Below are 16,427 nucleotides of genomic sequence, written 5' to 3' on the forward strand. Positions count from 1 at the left end.
GATGCCACGCGGCATACGCCCATTCCCGTTCGCCGTACGGCTGCTGCTGGTCAACCAGCTCGGCGTCAACACCGGCTTCTATCTCCTCGTCCCCTACCTCGCCACCCATCTCACCGACAACCTCGGTATGTCGGCGGCCAGGTCGAGTACGCGCATGAGCTCAACCCGACCACCGCCCGCGCCCACGAGGGCAAGGGACAGATCGAGATCGTGCGGCTGCGCAACAGCGCGATGCAGGCGTTCTGCATGAAGACCGATCGGCCGCCCTTCGACGACAAGCGGGTGCGCGAGGCCTTCTTCCTCATCGCCGACCGCAAGGAGCTCGTCGACGGCGCCCTGTCCGGCGCGGGCGAGATCGGCAACGACCTGTTCGGCAAGGGGTACGAGTACTACGCCGACAGCCTCCCGCAGCGCGAGCAGGACCTCGACCGGGCCAAGGCGCTGCTCAAGCAGGCCGGCGCCGAGAAGCTCAAGGTCACCCTGGACACCTCCGCCGTCGCCGCCGGGTTCACCGAGGCCGCGAGCATCTTCCGCGACCAGGCGGCCAAGGCGGGCGTCACGATCGACGTCAAGATGGGCAGCAAGGATTCCTACTGGGCCGACATCCTCGACTCCGGCACCCTGTGCTGCTACCGCTCCGGCGCCATGCCCAGCGAGGCGCACCTCTCCCAGCGGCTGCTCACCGAGTCCACCACCAACGCCACCCAGTGGCGGCACAAGGACTTCGACGCCCTCTACCAGCAGGCCCAGTCCACCCGCGACAAGGCCGAACGGTCCGCCGTCTACGAGCGGATGCAGCGCCGGCTGTACACCGAGGGCGGCTTCCTCATCTGGGGGTTCGCCGACTGGATCCTCGGAACGGCGAAGAACGTGAAGGGGGTCGAGGTCGACGCTCCCGCCAACACGCTCGACTGGGCACGCTTCGACAAGGTGTGGCTCGGGTGACGGGACTTCGTTCCGTCGTGCTGCTGGTCTTCGCGCTCACCGAGGCGCTGCCGGGCGACGCGGCGGTCGCGCTCGCCGGTGACCAGCCGGACCCCGCGCGGATCGCGGCGATCCGGGAGGCCATGGACCTGGACCGGCCTGCGCACGAGAGGCTGGCCGACTGGGCGACGGGCCTACTGCACGGCGACTTCGGCACCTCCCTCACCTCCGGCCGCCCGGTGACCGAGTACCTCACCGACGGCTTCGGGCCGACGCTGCTGCTCGCCGCGCTCACTCTCGCGCTGCTGATCCCGCTCGGCCTCGGCCTCGGCGTCGCCGGACGGTCGGGCAGCGGCAAGACCACTCTCGCTCGCTGTCTCGCGGGCCTGCACCGCGACCACGACGGCGAGATTCTGCTCGACGGCGCCGCACTGCCGCGCAGCCTGCGCCACCGCGACCGGGAACAGCTCGCCGCCGTCCAGTACGTGTTCCAGGACGCCCGCGCCGCCTTCGACGAGCACCGGCCCGTACTGGACCAGGTCGCCCGCACCGCTGTCCGGCTGCGGGGCGCGGCAAAGGAGGCCGCTCGGGCCGAGGCGCTGGCCGCGCTGGTCCGGCTCGGGCTCACGGACGACCAGGCGCACCGCCGCCCCGGCGCGCTGTCCGGCGGTGAGCTCCAGCGGGCCGCGCTCGCCCGCGCCCTGCTCGCCCGGCCCCGGATCCTGGTCTGCGACGAGATCACCTCGGGGCTCGACACCGTCACCCGGCGCTCCATCCTCGACCTGCTCGCCGGGCTGCCGGCCGACCGCGACGACCTGTCCCTCGTACTGATCACCCACGATCCGGAGACCGCACGGCTCGCGCACCGGACCGCCGTGGTGGACGCGGGCGAGGTCGTCGAGCGGGCTCCCAGCCCCCTTCACGGATTGTTGTGAGGTGAGTCACAAAGGGTCTAGGGTGAAATCGCCCGAGGGAAGTGAGCTCTTTGTCCGTCGCCTGGGACGACATCGGCGGACTCGTCGATGCCCATGAACGCTTCCTCGCCGGAGCCCGCGTCGACACGGACGTCCGGGACGCCGTGCTGGACTCCTGGAAGCGATGCCGCTCGGCGGGGCTCGAACCGGACCGGCTGTTCATCCCCTACGAGCCCGACGTGGTGCTCGGCGAGCGGTTCCTGCGCGCCGCCGAGCCCGTCCTGGGGCGGCTGACCCAGACCCTCGCCGGGATGGGCACGACCATCGCGCTGTGCGACGGGCACGGGCGGATGGTCCAGCGGCTGGGCGGTGAGCCCGCGCTGCTCGCCCGGCTCGACGCGGTGAGCTTCGCCCCCGGCTTCAACGCCTCCGAGCAGAACGCGGGCACCAATGGCGTGGGCACCGCGCTGGTCGAACGCGGACCCGTCCAGATCATCGGCCGCGAGCACTTCGCCGACTGTCTGCAGCCCTTCGCCTGCGTCGGCGCCCCGGTCCGCGACCCGCTCAGCGGGCGGATCGAGGCCGTCCTGGATCTGACCTGTCTGCGCGACGACGGCGACCCGATCATGCTCCGGCTGGTCCGGGAGGCCGCCCAGGCCATCGAGGGCCGGCTGCTGGACCAGGCCACCCAGCGGGAGCGGGCGCTGCTCGCGGCCTACCGGCGGGCCACCCACGAGGCGGGCCCGGAGACGGACGGCACCGGGCTCGGCCGGATCGATCTGGCCGTCCTGCGCGAGAAGGCCGAGGCGCTGCTCGCCTCGCCCCACCGCACCCTCGACGAGGTGAACCTGACCGGCGGCCGGATCGCCACCCTGCTGCGCCGCCAGGTCGTGGGCGCCGCCGGGGAGACCGGCGTGGTCGTCGAGGCCCGCATCCTGGGCCACCCGCGCCCGGTCGCCCTCACCCCACCCACGCCCCCTCCGACGACGGCCACCGCGACGCACGTGGTCACCGCCCCCGCCGTCACCGGCGACGGATCCGGCGGACGGCTGGTGCTCGTCGGGGAGCCCGGCGTCGGACGGCTCGCCCTGCTCGCGCGCAGGCGGCTGGAGTTGCTGCACGAGGCCGGGGTGCGGATCGGCGCCACCCTCGATGTCACCCGCACCGCCGAGGAGCTCGCCGAGGTCGTCGTGCCCCGCTTCGCCGACTTCGCCGCCGTCGACCTGCCCGACGCCGTACTGAACGGAGAGGAGCCCGAGCCGCTCGGGGCGGAGGCGCCGCTGCGCCGGGTCGCCCTGCGCAGCCGGAACGACGAGCCACGGCTCTACCACGTCGGTGACGGCTTCGCTTATGTCGGCTCCACCCCCCAGGCCCGCAGTCTGGAGAGCGGCCGGGCGGTGCTGGAGCCGGTGCTGTCCGAGGCGGGCGGCTGGTTCGCGCAGGATCCGGTACGTCTGGAGCGGGTGCTCGCGGCCGGGACGCACACCCTGATCACCGTGCCGCTCAGGGCCCGCGGCGCCACCCTCGGCGTAGTCAGCTTCTACCGCTGCGCCAACCCCGCCCCCTTCGAGGACGACGACCTCTCCCTCGCCCAGGAGCTGGGCGGACGCGCCGCGATGTGCATAGACAACGCCCGCCGTTTCACCCGCGAGCACAACACCGCCCTCGCCCTCCAGCGCAGCCTGCTGCCCCGGGGGCGGCCCGAGCAGAGCGCCGTCGAGGTCGCCTACCGTTATCTGCCCGCACAAGCCGACGTGGGCGGCGACTGGTTCGACGTCATCCCGCTCTCCGGCGCGCGGGTGGCGCTGGTCGTCGGCGATGTCGTCGGGCACGGGCTGCACGCCGCCGCCACGATGGGCCGGCTGCGGACGGCCGTGCACAACTTCTGCTCCCTTGACCTGGCGCCGGACGAACTCCTCACCCACCTCGACGACCTGGTGGGGCGTCTGGACCGGGGCGAGGGCTGGGCGAGGGAGAACGCACCCGCGGAGACCGGCGGCATCGGCGCCACCTGTCTGTTCGCGGTCTACGACCCGGTGTCCCGGCGCTGCACCCTCACCCGCGCCGGGCACCCCCTGCCCGCGGTCGTCCACCCCGACGGCTCGGTGGAGTTCGTCGACCTGCCGACCGCTCCGCCGCTCGGTCTCGGCGGGATGCCCTTCGAGACGGTGGAGCTCGAACTCGCGGAGGGCAGCCAGCTGGTGCTCTACACCGACGGTCTGGTCGAGGACCGCCACCAGGACATCGACACCGGCCTCGACCGGCTCCGCGAAGTCCTCACCCACGCCGGACGCGCCCCCGAGGACACCTGCGAGGCCGTCCTCGACGCGCTGCTCCCGGCCCGCCCCAGCGACGACGTGGCGCTGCTGGTCGCCCGCACCCATGTCCTCGGCCCCGACCGGGTCGCCCAGTGGGACCTGCCGAGCGATCCGGCGGTCGTCTCCCGCTCCCGCGCCGCGGTCACCGAACAACTCGCCGCCTGGGGCCTGGACGACCTGGCGTTCACCACCGAACTCGTCGCCAGCGAACTGGTCACCAACGCCATCCGGCACGCCACCGGACCCGTCCAACTCCGGCTGCTCCGCGACCGCGCCCTGATCTGCGAGGTCTCCGACGGCAGCGGCACCTCGCCGAGGCTGCGCCGGGCCCGCACCGAGGACGAGGGCGGCCGCGGGCTCTTCCTCGTCGCCCAGCTCACCGAGCGCTGGGGCACCCGCTACACCCCGCACGGCAAGGTCATCTGGACCGAGCAGCCCCTGCCGTGATCACCAGCCCGTCCACAGCAGATGGTTGACGAGCAGCGCGAGCACGGCCTGTACCGCGAGCCAGCCCCGCGGCCCGGTCAGGAACGCGCACGACGGCAGCAGCCAGAGCGCGAACGGCAGCCAGATCCGCTCGGTCTCCGCCTTGCTCATCCCCGACAGATCGGCGACGAGCATCGCGACCAGCGCGGCGAGCACCAGCACCCCGAGCCGGAAACCCGCCGCGCTCTCCCGCCGGATCACCGCCACCCCGGTCCGCCGCAGCCCCGCCGCCGTCGCGAGGCCCACCACGAGTACCTGGCAGGCGAGGTTGGCCCACACCCAGTAGGCCTGCGGGCGGGTGCCGCCGGCGCCCTGGTTGTAGCGGGTGACCAGCAGGTCGTACGCCTCCCACCAGTAGAAGCCCAGCGCCGTGAACACGATCGGGACCACCAGGAACCCGGCCACCGCGAAGAGGAGGGGACGCACCCGCTCCGAGCCCAGGAACAGCACGGCCGCCGCGATCACGACGTAGAGCGTCAGGCCGTACGACAGATAGACCGTCAGGCCGAACAGGAGGCCGGAGGCTAGGCCCGTCCAGCGTGGTCGCCGGCCCGTCACCGCGAGTGCCAGCAGGGCCACCGCCCAGGTGGCGACCGCCGCGAAGTAGCCGTCGGCGGAGGCGCCGAGCCACACCGCGCCCGGCGCCAGGACCAGGAAGGGCGCCGCGCGGCGGGCGAGTTTCTCGTCGGCCAGGGTGCGGATGGTGACGAGGATCGCGAGGGCGGCGGTGGCGCCCACGACGATGCACCACACGCCCGCCCAGGCGCCGCCGCCCAGGCCGATCCGGTCCAGGTACACGAAGGTGAGCGTGGCCCCCGGAGGGTGGCCGGCGATGTGCGCGGGCCAGTGGTCGGGGGAGCCGATGAGGATGTGGTCGGTGAAGTCCCGCAGGGTGGCCGGGATGTCGTGGAAGCGGTCGATGACCTGGAGGTACTCGTACCGGGTCGTCAGCCGGCGGGCGATGCCGCGCTGCCAGCCGTCGACCAGGGCCAGCGAGAAGGTCCACGCCATGCCCGCGCCCCACACGGTGAGCAGCAGTCCGCGCCAGGGGAGCCGGGCGGCGAGGGGTGGGCCGTACGCCACCACCGCCACTGCGACGACGATCGCCGCCGCGGTGCCGGGGCCGACGTGCGGGCCCCAGTCCGCCAGCAGGGGCGGCCAGTTGACGAAGAGGGTGCCGTCACGGTGCTCGATCGCGGTGCCGACCAGGGCGGCGGTCGCGAAGAGCAGTGCGGCGGCCGTGGCGGCGTACAGGTCGCGGCGCAGGTCTCGGGAGGGATCGCGGGTCACGTCTGCACGCTAGGGCGGCGGGCCTCGACCGGACGGCTGACAGGCGGCGACGTCAGAGTTTCGTCATGGTTCGTGACGCCTGCGCGAGGTGCTCGCGGCCTACGGTCGAGGCATGAATCGGCCTGAGAGACTCTCTCCCTTCTCGCCCGGCTTCTGGCGCAGTCCGCTGCGCGGCCCCTGGCTCACCTCGGTGCTCGGTGTGGTGCTGCTCGGCGGGATCACGGTGCTGTTCGTGACGGGTCTGGTGTCGTACGCGGCCTACAACCCGGATCTGTCGCCGGTGAACGACCAGACCCCGGACAAGGGGATCCTCGGCTTCTATCTGTTCTCCTGGCCGACCGATCCGCACTGGCTGTACCGGCTCAACCAGGGCATCCATGTCACCCTCGGCATCACCCTGATCCCGGTGCTGCTGGCCAAGCTGTGGTCGGTCGTACCGCGGCTGTTCACGCTGCCGCCCGCCCGTTCGCTGGCCCACGCGCTGGAGCGGATCTCGCTGCTGCTCCTGGTCGGCGGGGCGCTCTTCGAGTTCGTGACCGGAGTGCTCAACGTCCAGCTGGACTACATCTTCCCGGGCTCCTTCTACACGCTGCACTTCTACGGGGCGTGGGTGTTCTTCGCCGCGTTCGTCGCGCACGTCGCGCTGAAGACGCCGACGGTGCTGCGCAATCTGCGGCAGATGAAGGAGGAGAAGAACGACCTCGTCCCCACCGAACCCGCCGAGCCGACCGTCTCCCGGCGCGGCGCCCTGTGGTTCGTCGGGGGCGGCTCGGCGCTGCTGTTCGCCACGAGCGTCGGCCAGAACTTCGACGGACTGCGCTGGACAGCCCTTCTCGCTCCGCACGGCCCCGCCGAACCGGACGAGGGACCCAACGGCTTCCAGATCAACAAGACGGCCGCCTACGCGGGAATCCGCCCCGCGGACACGAGCGACGAGGCCTGGCGTCTTGTCGTCACCGGCCGCACCGGAACCGTCCGGCTCAGCCGCGCCGATCTGCTGCAACTCCCCATGCACAGCGCCGCGTTGCCCATCGCCTGCGTCGAGGGCTGGTCGACCTCCGACCAGTGGTGGCGTGGCGTACGGCTGCGGGACCTCGCCGCGCTCGTCGGGTACGACGATCCGCCGGACCTCTTCGTGGAGTCGCTGCAACAACGCGGTGCGTTCCGGCGGGCCGCCCTGCGTGCCAACCAGGTGGCCGACTCGCGTTCCCTGCTCGCCCTGTTCGTCAACGGCGAGGAGCTTTCCCCCGACCACGGCCACCCGGCGCGGGTCATCGTGCCCGCGGCACCTGGAGTGCTCAACACCAAATGGGTGGCCCGGATGACGTTCGGAGACCTGTGATGCGACTGCGGCTTCCCCTCGGCAGCCCGTTCCAAATCCTCCTGCTCGCCGCCTCGTTCGCGCTCGCCGGATACGCGGGTGTGCGGCTGCTGGACGGGGACTGGTTCGAGATCGTGCTGTGGTTCGTGGGCGCGGCCGTCGTCCACGACCTCGTCCTGGTGCCGCTGTACGCGGCGGCGGACCGGGCGCTCGGGGCGGCGGCGGGACGGCATGTGATGTACGTCCGGGTGCCCGCCGCCCTCTCCGCGCTGCTGCTGCTCGTGTGGTTCCCGCTGATCACCGGACGGGTGACGGACCGCTACGAATTCTCGACCGGACTGTCGGCGGACGACTTCTTCGCCCGCTGGCTGCTCATCACGGCCGTGCTGTTCGCCGGTTCGGCGCTCCTGTTCGTGCTGCGGCTGCGCAGGGCGGCGAAGGAACGCCCCCCGACCGCCCACTGACCCACGGCACGCCAGCCCGCGCGCTCCGCGAGGCGCAGCAGGGCCGGCGTGCCGAGCCGGGCCCAGGGGAACGGCGTTCCGGCGGTGCCCTGCGCGTCGGTGACATGCACCAGGACCCGCTCGTCGAGGTCGAGCCCCGGTACGGTCTCCACTATCAACAGGCCGCCGGTTGCGAGCAGTTGAGCCATCCGGTCGAGCAGGGCGCCCGGGTCGCCGCCGATGCCGACGTTGCCGTCGATCAGCAGGGCGGTGCCCCAACGGCCCTCGGCGGGCAGCGGTTCGAAGACCGACCGGCGCAGGGCCTGCCCGCCGAGCCGCAGGGTACGCGCCACGGCGGCCTCACTGACGTCGATGCCCAACGCCGGCCGCCCCTGCGCCCCCAACGCCGCCACCAGCCGCCCCGGACCGCACCCGACGTCCAGCACCGCACCCTCACACCGCCGCAACACCTCCAGATCCGCCGCATCGGCCGCCGCACACCACCGCTCCACGTCCAACGGCAACAGCCAGCCGTCGGCCCGCCGCAGGAAGAGGGGACCGCGGCCGGTGCGTACGGCGTCGGAGTAGGGGTCGGTGGACCATGGGCGGGGGTCGACCGGGGCGGGTGCCGTCGGTCGGCCGATTCGGGAGCCCGCCGCACGCGTAATGCCCCGCGTCGTCCGGCCCGTGCTCATCGGTGCCCCGTCGCGGTGAGTTCCGTCAGGCGGGTTGCGAAACGTCCTCCGGGCGCGGCCTCGGCGACCAGGTGGGCGTCGTGGGCCGTGTCCACGTCCCGCAGTACCGGCAGGTCCCGTACGCGTAGGCCCGTGAGGCGGGCGCGTTGTGCGGCGCCCGTGTGCGGGGTCGACATCGGGACGCCCCGGAGGATTGACGGGTCCGGTTCCGCCAGACCCAGGGCCCAGAAGCCGCCGTCCTCGGCGGGGCCGAAGTACGCGTCGCAGTCCGCGAAGTCGACGGTCAGCAGCTCCGGCGTCACCTGCGGGGTGTCCATGCCGATGAGCAGGGACGGGCCGGTGCAGGCCGCGAAGGCGGCGGCGAGGCGTTCGTCGAGGCCGCCCGCGCACTGCGGTACGACCTCGAACCCGGGCGGCAGCCAGGGGCCTGGCGTCCCGTCCAGTACCAGCACCCGGCGCCGCGCGGGCGTCCGGGCCACCGTGTCGAGGGTGTCCGCGAGGGCGGCCTCCGCCAGCGCCGCCGCCTCCTCGGGGGTGAAGGGCGGAGTCAGCCGGGTCTTGACCCGGCCCGGCCTGGGTTCCTTGGCGATGACGAGGAGAGTGGTCATGCGTGGGCCCCCTCCCGCTCCGACAGGACCCGGCTCATGTCCCGCACGGCTTGCCAGGTTCCGCGCCAGGTGCCGGTCACCTTGGAGGCACCGGTGCGCGGGCGGTACGGCACGTCGTACTCGGCGATCCGCCAGCCCGCGTCACAGGCGCGGACCACCATCTGGAGCGGATAGCCGCTGCGCCGGTCGGTGAGGCCGAGCGCGAGCAGCGGCTCGCGACGGGCGGCGCGCAGCGGGCCCAGGTCGTGCAGCCGAAGCCCGGTACGGCGGCGCAGCAGGTGGGAGAGCGCGAGGTTCCCGGCGCGGGCGTGCGCCGGCCAGGCGCCCCGGCCCTGTGGACGGCGCCGGCCGAGCACCAGGTCGGCCTCGCCGGACCGGATCCGGTCCACGAACGGCACCAGGTCGGAGGGGTCGAGGGAGGCGTCGCAGTCGCAGAAGCACACCACCTCGGCGGTGGCGGCGGTCAGGCCCGCGTGGCAGGCGGCGCCGAAACCGCGCCGCTCCTCACGCACCACGGTCGCGCCGAGCGCGCGGGCGACGGCGGCCGAGCCGTCGGTGGAGCCGTTGTCGACGACGAGCGCGCGCCAGCCCCGCGGGATGCGCTCCAGCACCCACGGCAGCGCCTCGGCCTCGTCGAGACAGGGGAGGACGACGTCGACCGACGCCGGGTCCGGTTCTGAAGCGGAAGAGGAGGTCACAGGGTTCACCCTACGAGCGCAAAAAGGGCATACCGGGCACCGGCTCCTTACGAAACAAGGACGTCAGCAGGGGACGGGAGCACATGCGCGCGCGAGGTGCGAGGCTTGCGGCATGGAACAGCAGCCGCCCCGGGTCCTCGTCGTGGATGACGACCCGACCGTCGCCGAGGTCGTCTCCGGCTACCTCGACCGCGCCGGATACGTCGTCGACCGCGCAGGTGACGGCCCCGACGCCCTCGCCCGGGCCGCCGAGCACTGGCCGGACCTCGTCGTCCTGGACCTGATGCTGCCCGGCATGGACGGACTCGAGGTGTGCCGCCGGATGCGGGGACAGGGGCCGGTGCCGGTCATCATGCTGACCGCGCGCGGCGACGAGGACGACCGTATCCTCGGCCTGGAGGTCGGCGCCGACGACTACGTCACCAAGCCCTTCAGCCCCCGCGAACTCGTCCTGCGCGTCGAGTCCGTACTGCGCCGCGTCCGCCCCGCACAGCCCGCGGGACTGCTGCGCGCCGGAGGCCTCTCGGTGGACCCGGCGGCCCGCCGCGCCGCCAAACAGGGCACTGAACTCGCCCTGACGATCCGCGAGTTCGATCTGCTCACCTTCTTCCTGCGGCATCCGGGGCGGGTGTTCAGCCGCGAGGACCTGATGCGTGAGGTGTGGGGCTGGGACTTCGGCGACCTGTCGACCGTCACCGTCCATGTGCGCCGGCTGCGCGGCAAGGTCGAGGACGATCCGGCCCGCCCCAAGCTGATCCAGACGGTGTGGGGCGTCGGCTACCGGTTCGAGGAGGCCTGACCGTGCAAGACGCGCTCCTCATCGCCCTGTTCGCCTTCCTCGGCGCCGCCGCGGCCGGGGTGCTCGGCGCGGGCGTTCTACGGCTGATCCGGCGCCGTTCGCTCGCCCTGCACCTCACGGTGGTCACCGCCGTCGCCGTTACCGCGATGCTCGCGGGCACCCTCGCGGTCGCGCAGGCGATGTTCCTGTCCGATCACGACCTGAAGGTGGTCACCCTGGTCGTCGCCATGGCCGCCGTGGTCTCCCTGGCCACCGCCCTGCTGCTGGGCCGCTGGGTCGTCGCCCGCAGCCGTGCCCTCGCCCTCGCCGCGCGTTCCTTCGGCGACGGTGGCGCCTTCACCTCGCCCGACGGTCCCGCGACCGCCGAACTGGCCGACCTGAGCCGTGAGTTGGAGGCCACCAGTGCCCGGCTCGCCGAGTCCCGCGAGCGTGAGCGCGCGCTGGAGTCCTCCCGCCGGGAGCTCGTCGCCTGGATCTCCCACGATCTGCGCACCCCGCTGGCCGGACTGCGCGCGATGTCCGAGGCGCTGGAGGACGGTGTGGCCGCCGATCCCGACCGGTATCTGAAGCAGATACGGACCGAGGTCGAGCGCCTCAACGCCATGGTCGGGGACCTCTTCGAGCTCTCGCGCATCCATGCGGGGGCGCTGGCGCTGAGCCCCAGCCGGATCTCGCTGTACGACCTCGTCGGGGATGCCCTTGCGGGTGCGGATCCTCTTGCGCGCGAGCATGGCGTACGGCTTGTCGGTGATCGTGTGGAGCCGGTGCCGGTCGAGGTGGACGGGAAGGAGATGAGCCGGGTCCTCGGCAATCTGCTCGTCAATGCCATTCGGCGTACGCCGGCGGACGGGACGGTTGCTGTGGCTGCCGAACGCTCGGTCGACGGTGTGGTGTTGTCGGTCACCGACGGCTGTGGGGGTATTCCTGAGGAGGATCTGCCGCGTGTGTTCGACACCGGGTGGCGGGGCAACGATGCGCGTACGCCTCCGGCGGGGGCGGGGCTCGGTCTGGCGATTGTGCGGGGGATTGTGGAGGCGCATCAGGGGCGGGCCGCGGTTCACAATGTGCCCGGTGGGTGTCGGTTCGAGGTGACGCTGCCGATGGTTGGGGGGTGACGGGCGGTTTTTTTCGCCCCCGCCGCCCCTACCCGTCCCATCCCTGGGGGCTCCGCCCCCAGACCCCCGCTCCTCAAACGCCGGAGGGGCTGATTTTCCGGCGAACGTCGGAGGGGCTGGTTTTCCGGCGAACGCCTGAGGGGCTGGCTATCAGGCGAACTCCCGCATTCCGGCCTCGAACCCCACCTCCGCCTTCCACCCCAACTCCGCCCGCAGTCGCGACGAGTCGGCCGTGATGTGTCGTACGTCCCCCAGGCGGTACTCCCCGGTCACCACCGGATCGGGGCCGCCGTACGCTGCCGCCAGGGCGTGGGCCATCTCGCCGACGGTGTGTGGGTCGCCGCTGCCGGTGTTGTAGGCGACGAGCGTGCCGGTGGGTGAACTCGCCTCCAGTGCTGCCAGGTTGGCCGCTGCCACATCCCGTACGTGTACGAAGTCCCGTCGCTGGCGGCCGTCCTCGAAGACACGGGGGGCCTCGCCGCGGGCGAGTGCGGAGCGGAAGAAGGAGGCGACTCCGGCGTACGGGGTGTTGCTCGGCATGCCCGGTCCGTACACGTTGTGATAGCGCAGCGACACCGCCTGAGCGTCCGTCACCCGAGCCCAGGCCGCCGCCAGATGCTCCTGGGCGAGCTTGGTCGTGGCGTACACGTTCCTCGGGTCGACCGGGGCGTCCTCCGCGACCAGCCCGGGCGACAGTTCGGCCCCGCACTCCGGGCAGCGCGGCTCGAAGCGCCCGGCGTCCAGGTCGGCCACGGCACGCGGTCCCGGACGGACGACACCGTGCCGGGCGCAGGTGTAGCGGCCCTCGCCGTAGACCACCATCGACCCGGCCAGCACCAGCCGCCGTACGCCCGCGTCCGCCATGGCGGTGAGCAGGACGGCGGTGCCCAGGTCGTTGCGGGAGACGTACTCCGCCGCGTCGGCGAAGCCGTTGCCGAGGCCGACCATCGCGGCCTGATGGCAGACCGCGTCCACGCCGGACAGGGCGCGAGTGACGGCGGCCCGGTCCCGGACGTCGGACGCCGGATCGGCGTGGACGTCGTACACCACCGGCTCGTGGCCGTGTTCCGCCAGTGTCTTCACGATGTGGGACCCGATGAACCCGGCACCGCCGGTGACCAGTACGCGCATGCGTCCACGCTATGGCCGAGGGCGGCCCTGACGACCGGGCCGCGCCCGTCACGTCATGGCTTCGTAAGACTCAGCGAGACCGTGAAGGTAGTCGAGCCCGGCTCGCCGGCCAGCTCGATCGTGCCGCCGTGCGCCCGGATCAGGGAGGCGGCCACGGCGAGGCCCAGGCCGCTGCCGCCGCGGTCTCGGCTGCGGGCCTTGTCGACGCGGTAGAAGCGGTCGAAGACGCGTTCGCGGTCGGCGGGTGGGATGCCGGGGCCCGCGTCGGCGACCCGGATCCGGGCCATGCCGCCCGAGACCGACAGTGTCACCGAGACCTCCGTGCCGGGCGGGGTGTGCATCGCCGCGTTGGTGAGGAGGTTGTCCAGGACCTGTCGGACGCGCTGTGGATCCACTCGCGCGGGCAGCGAGGGCGGGCCGGGCTCGACCGTCAGCGGATGGTCGGCGTGGCTCGCGCGGAAGGCGTCCGCGGCCTCCTCGACCAGTTCCACCAGGTCGGTCTCGCGGGGGCGCAGCGGGGTCTCGACCTCCGCCGCGTCGAGGCGGGCGAGCAGCAGGAGGTCGTCCAGGAGGAAGCCCATCCGGGCGGCCTCGGCGCGCAGCCGGGCCAGGTGCTTGTCGCGCTCCTCGGGGGCGTTGGCGGCCGCGTACTGGAAGAGGTCCGCATAGCCCCGTACCGACATCAAAGGGGTACGCAGCTCGTGCGAGGCGTCCGCGACGAAGCGGCGCAGTCGCTGCTCGGCCTCCGTGCGTACCGCGAGGGACTCGTCGATGTGCTCCAGCATCGTGTTGAACGCGGTCCGCAGCTCCTCGACCTCGGGCCCGCCGCTGCGCCCGTCGTGCCGCACCGGCAGCCGGGCCGAGTCCGTCAGATCGTGCGAGGTGATGCCCCGCGCGGTGTGCGCCATGTCGCTCAGCGGCTGCAGACCGCGCCGCAGCAGCGACCGCCCGGCCACCACCAGGGCCGCCAGCGCGAGCCCGAAGGTGACGGCCTGGATGGTGATCAGCTGACCCACGGTGTCGTCGATGTCGTCCATCGGCGCGGCACTGACCAGCACCACCCCGGGCTCCACCTCGCAGGCGCGCAGCCGGTACTCGCCCACGCCCTTGAGGTGCTCGGTGCGCAGGACCTCCGTGGACGCGGCGGTCTGCGCCCGGGCCAGGGCGGTGAAGTCGTCGACGTCCTCCGGCAGATCGGCGGGGTCCTCGGGCCTGCGCAGCACGGGCGCGCCGTCCGTCACGTCGTACACGGCGTAGAACCAGCTGTAGTACTTCTTGCCCGTGAGCGTGCCGTGGTCCTCGATGCTCTTGGACTGGGCGATCTGGCCCTGCGCAAGCTGGGTGTCCAGCTGGGCCGACAGATAGTCGCGCATATACGTCGTCAGCGCGGTGCCGACGACGGCGAACACCACCAGGGACAGCACGCCCAGGCCCAGTGCCAGCCGGGTGCCGAGCCGCAGTCTGCCGTACGCCCGCCGCAGTCGCCCGATCACTCCGCGGCCTGCCGGATGACGTACCCGAAGCCCCGCACGGTGTGGATCATCGGCCGGCCGGTGTCGTCGAGCTTGCGGCGCAACCTGCTGACGACCAGCTCGACGACGTTGGAGCGGCCGCCGAAGCCGTACTCCCACACATGGTCCAGGATCTGCGCCTTGGTCTGCACGGTCGGCGACTTGCGCATCAGGTAGCGCAGCACCTCGTACTCGGTCGGGGTGAGCGTGAGCAGCTTCTCGCCGCGGCGCACCTCGCGGGTGTCCTCGTCCATGGTCAGATCGCCGACCCGCAGCACCGAGCGCTGGAAGCCGGGCCCGGCGCTGCGCCGCAGCACGGTCCGCAGCCGGGCCATCAGCTCCTCCACCGCGAACGGCTTGACCAGGTAGTCGTCGCCGCCCCGGGTCAGCCCCGCCACCCGGTCGGCGACGCCGTCGCGGGCGGTGAGGAACACCACCGGCACCATCGTGCCGGAGCTGCGCAGCCGGTCGAGCACGCCGAAGCCGTCCACGTCCGGCAGCATCAGATCGAGCACGACGATGTCCGGATGGAACTCGGCGGCGCGGCGCAGCGCCTCCTCACCGGAGTTCGCGGTGACCGCTTCCCAGCCCTCGTACCGGGCGACCGTCGCGACGAGGTCGGCGATCGGCGGGTCGTCGTCCACAACGAGGAGTCGTACTTTTTCCACCCGCTCATAGTGCGTTATGCGGCCCTGGTCACCACAGGGGGTCCGGGCGTCCCTGTCACATCGATAACCACTTGAAAGATGTACGACAGGTGATCGACAGCTTTCCCCGGACAAGCTCGTTACCCCGGCACCGGACCCCAGCGAGGAGCTGCCGCCCGTGACGACCGTCCAATCACCCCCTGCGCCCCCCACGGCGATACGCCCCAGGGTGGTGGCCCGCACCGGCCTGTACGCCGTGCTGGCCGCGAACGTGGCCGTGGTGACCTACTTCTTCGTGGACGCCGGCTTCGGCGCCTCCAACGCGCTGCTCGTACTCGGCCGTCTCTGCGGCCTCTACGGCGCCCTGCTGATGGCGTTCCAGCTGCTGCTGGTGGCCCGGCTGCCCTGGCTGGACCGCCGGATCGGCATGGACCGGCTGACCTCCTGGCACCGCTGGACCGGCTTCGGCATCCTGTGGACCCTGCTCGGGCACGCCGTCTTCATCACCTTCGGCTACGCCGACTCCTCCGGCCTCGACCCGGTCAGCCAGCTCGTCGACCTCGCCGAGACCGTCGAGGGCGTACTGCGCGCCGTCGCCGCGCTGGTGATCATCCTCGTGGTCGGCGCGGTCTCCGGACGCTTCGCCCGCCGCCGGCTCGCGTACGAGACCTGGCACTTCATCCACCTGTACACCTACCTCGCCGTGGTGCTGGCCTTCACCCACCAGGTCGCGGTCGGTACGACCTTCACGGCGTCGTCGGCCGCCACCACCTACTGGTACGCCCTGTGGGGCGTCGCCCTCGGCTCGGTGCTTGTGGGCCGCCTGGTCCTGCCGCTCTGGCGGAACTGGCGCCACCAGCTCCGGGTCGAGGCGGTCGTCCCCGAGTCGGACAACGTCGTCTCCGTCTACATCACGGGCCGCGACCTGGACCGGCTGCCCGCCCGCGCCGGACAGTTCTTCCTGTGGCGGTTCCTGACGAAAGACCGCTGGTGGCAGGCGAACCCCTTCTCCCTGTCCGCCGCCCCCGACGGCCGCACGCTCCGGCTCACCGCCAAGGCGGCCGGCGACGGCAGCGCGGGCCTGCGCCACCTCAAGGTCGGCACCCGCGTCTTCGCCGAGGGCCCCTACGGCGCCTTCACCGCCCTGCACCGCACCCGCCCCGAGGCCGTGCTGATCGCCGGCGGCGTCGGCGTCACACCGATCCGGGCGCTGCTCGAGGAGCTGCACGGCCACGCCGTGGTCGTCTACCGCGTCGCCACCGACCGGGACGCGGTCCTCTACGACGAGCTGCGCGAGCTGGCTCTCGCCAAGGGCGCCGAGCTGCACCTGGTGACCGGCCCCGTCCACCCCGACAAGCTGGCGCCCGGCGAGCTGACCCGGATCGTCCCGGACATCGCCGACCGGGACGTCTTCCTGTGCGGACCGCCCCCGATGATGAACGCGGTGCTGCGCAGCCTGCGCGAGCTGGGCGTGCCCAAGCCGCAGATCCACTTCGAGCGTTTCAGCCTGGCGGGATGAGAGGGACA

Annotated in this window: 13 protein-coding genes and 2 pseudogenes; 8 read left to right on the top strand and 7 right to left on the bottom strand. The window is 72.4% G+C overall.

Features of this window, described 5'->3' with window-relative positions; all coding sequences use genetic code 11:
• Position 1 precedes the first annotated feature (1 nt).
• The 4 genes and pseudogenes from OHT76_RS32935 to OHT76_RS32950 all read left to right on the top strand — a co-directional run.
• A pseudogene (locus OHT76_RS32935) lies at positions 2 to 139 on the top strand (MFS transporter); the annotation flags it as partial.
• Positions 130 to 945 (top strand): annotated as a pseudogene (locus tag OHT76_RS32940) (ABC transporter substrate-binding protein); the annotation flags it as partial. The pseudogenes OHT76_RS32935 and OHT76_RS32940, both read left to right, overlap by 10 nt.
• Complete coding sequence (locus tag OHT76_RS32945) at positions 942 to 1,859, top strand: ATP-binding cassette domain-containing protein (RefSeq protein ID WP_328874485.1); 918 nt, start codon at positions 942 to 944, stop codon at positions 1,857 to 1,859. The pseudogene OHT76_RS32940 and the gene OHT76_RS32945, both read left to right, overlap by 4 nt.
• 50 nt (positions 1,860 to 1,909) lie before the next feature.
• Positions 1,910 to 4,603 carry a SpoIIE family protein phosphatase gene (locus OHT76_RS32950; protein ID WP_443049939.1) on the top strand — a complete coding sequence of 898 codons (2,694 nt, stop codon included), beginning with the start codon at positions 1,910 to 1,912 and terminating at the stop codon, positions 4,601 to 4,603.
• On the opposite strand, the gene OHT76_RS32955 is transcribed toward OHT76_RS32950, so the two are convergent.
• Positions 4,604 to 5,932 (bottom strand): hypothetical protein, encoded by a 1,329-nt coding sequence (locus OHT76_RS32955; protein ID WP_328874487.1) that lies wholly within the window; start codon positions 5,930 to 5,932, stop codon positions 4,604 to 4,606.
• 112 nt (positions 5,933 to 6,044) lie between these two features.
• Here OHT76_RS32955 and OHT76_RS32960 point away from each other — a divergent pair, with 112 nt between their 5' ends.
• Positions 6,045 to 7,274 (top strand): molybdopterin-dependent oxidoreductase, encoded by a 1,230-nt coding sequence (locus OHT76_RS32960; protein WP_328874488.1) that lies wholly within the window; start codon positions 6,045 to 6,047, stop codon positions 7,272 to 7,274.
• 298 nt (positions 7,275 to 7,572) lie between these two features.
• Here OHT76_RS32960 and OHT76_RS32965 read toward each other — a convergent pair whose 3' ends face one another.
• From OHT76_RS32965 to OHT76_RS32975, 3 genes are read right to left on the bottom strand one after another with little or no spacing between them, the layout of a single operon-like run.
• Positions 7,573 to 8,391: a class I SAM-dependent methyltransferase gene (locus OHT76_RS32965; RefSeq protein ID WP_328874489.1), complete on the bottom strand. Its 819-nt coding sequence runs from the start codon at positions 8,389 to 8,391 to the stop codon at positions 7,573 to 7,575.
• A complete protein-coding gene (locus tag OHT76_RS32970) occupies positions 8,388 to 8,999 on the bottom strand; it encodes a TIGR04282 family arsenosugar biosynthesis glycosyltransferase (protein ID WP_328874490.1) in 612 nt (203 codons plus the stop codon). Before OHT76_RS32970 ends, OHT76_RS32965 begins: the two co-directional genes overlap by 4 nt.
• Positions 8,996 to 9,697: a glycosyltransferase family 2 protein gene (locus OHT76_RS32975; protein ID WP_443049860.1), complete on the bottom strand. Its 702-nt coding sequence runs from the start codon at positions 9,695 to 9,697 to the stop codon at positions 8,996 to 8,998. The genes OHT76_RS32970 and OHT76_RS32975 overlap by 4 nt, the downstream gene beginning before the upstream one ends.
• Before the next feature lie 112 nt (positions 9,698 to 9,809).
• Between OHT76_RS32975 and OHT76_RS32980 the strand changes: the two genes are divergently transcribed.
• Together OHT76_RS32980 and OHT76_RS32985 are read left to right on the top strand one after the other, a co-directional pair.
• Positions 9,810 to 10,496: a response regulator transcription factor gene (locus OHT76_RS32980; protein WP_328874492.1), complete on the top strand. Its 687-nt coding sequence runs from the start codon at positions 9,810 to 9,812 to the stop codon at positions 10,494 to 10,496.
• A gap of 2 nt (positions 10,497 to 10,498) precedes the next feature.
• Positions 10,499 to 11,611, top strand: coding sequence for a sensor histidine kinase (locus OHT76_RS32985; RefSeq protein ID WP_328874493.1), 1,113 nt, complete (start codon positions 10,499 to 10,501; stop codon positions 11,609 to 11,611).
• Positions 11,612 to 11,761: 150 nt separating this feature from the next.
• Here the strand turns inward: OHT76_RS32985 and OHT76_RS32990 are convergent, their stop codons facing one another.
• From OHT76_RS32990 to OHT76_RS33000, 3 genes are read right to left on the bottom strand one after another with little or no spacing between them, the layout of a single operon-like run.
• Complete coding sequence (locus OHT76_RS32990) at positions 11,762 to 12,742, bottom strand: NAD-dependent epimerase/dehydratase family protein (RefSeq protein WP_328874494.1); 981 nt, start codon at positions 12,740 to 12,742, stop codon at positions 11,762 to 11,764.
• A 53-nt stretch (positions 12,743 to 12,795) separates the two neighbouring features.
• A complete protein-coding gene (locus OHT76_RS32995) occupies positions 12,796 to 14,235 on the bottom strand; it encodes a sensor histidine kinase (RefSeq protein ID WP_328874495.1) in 1,440 nt (479 codons plus the stop codon).
• The gene (locus tag OHT76_RS33000) at positions 14,232 to 14,921 is read right to left on the bottom strand and encodes a response regulator transcription factor (protein ID WP_328874496.1); all 690 of its coding nucleotides are present in this window, start codon (positions 14,919 to 14,921) and stop codon (positions 14,232 to 14,234) included. The genes OHT76_RS32995 and OHT76_RS33000 overlap by 4 nt, the downstream gene beginning before the upstream one ends.
• A 157-nt stretch (positions 14,922 to 15,078) precedes the next feature.
• Between OHT76_RS33000 and OHT76_RS33005 the strand changes: the two genes are divergently transcribed.
• Positions 15,079 to 16,419: a ferredoxin reductase family protein gene (locus tag OHT76_RS33005; protein ID WP_328874497.1), complete on the top strand. Its 1,341-nt coding sequence runs from the start codon at positions 15,079 to 15,081 to the stop codon at positions 16,417 to 16,419.
• Positions 16,420 to 16,427 lie beyond the last annotated feature (8 nt).

It is taken from the genome of Streptomyces sp. NBC_00287 (assembly GCF_036173105.1).
Taxonomy (GTDB): Bacteria; Actinomycetota; Actinomycetes; order Streptomycetales; family Streptomycetaceae; genus Streptomyces.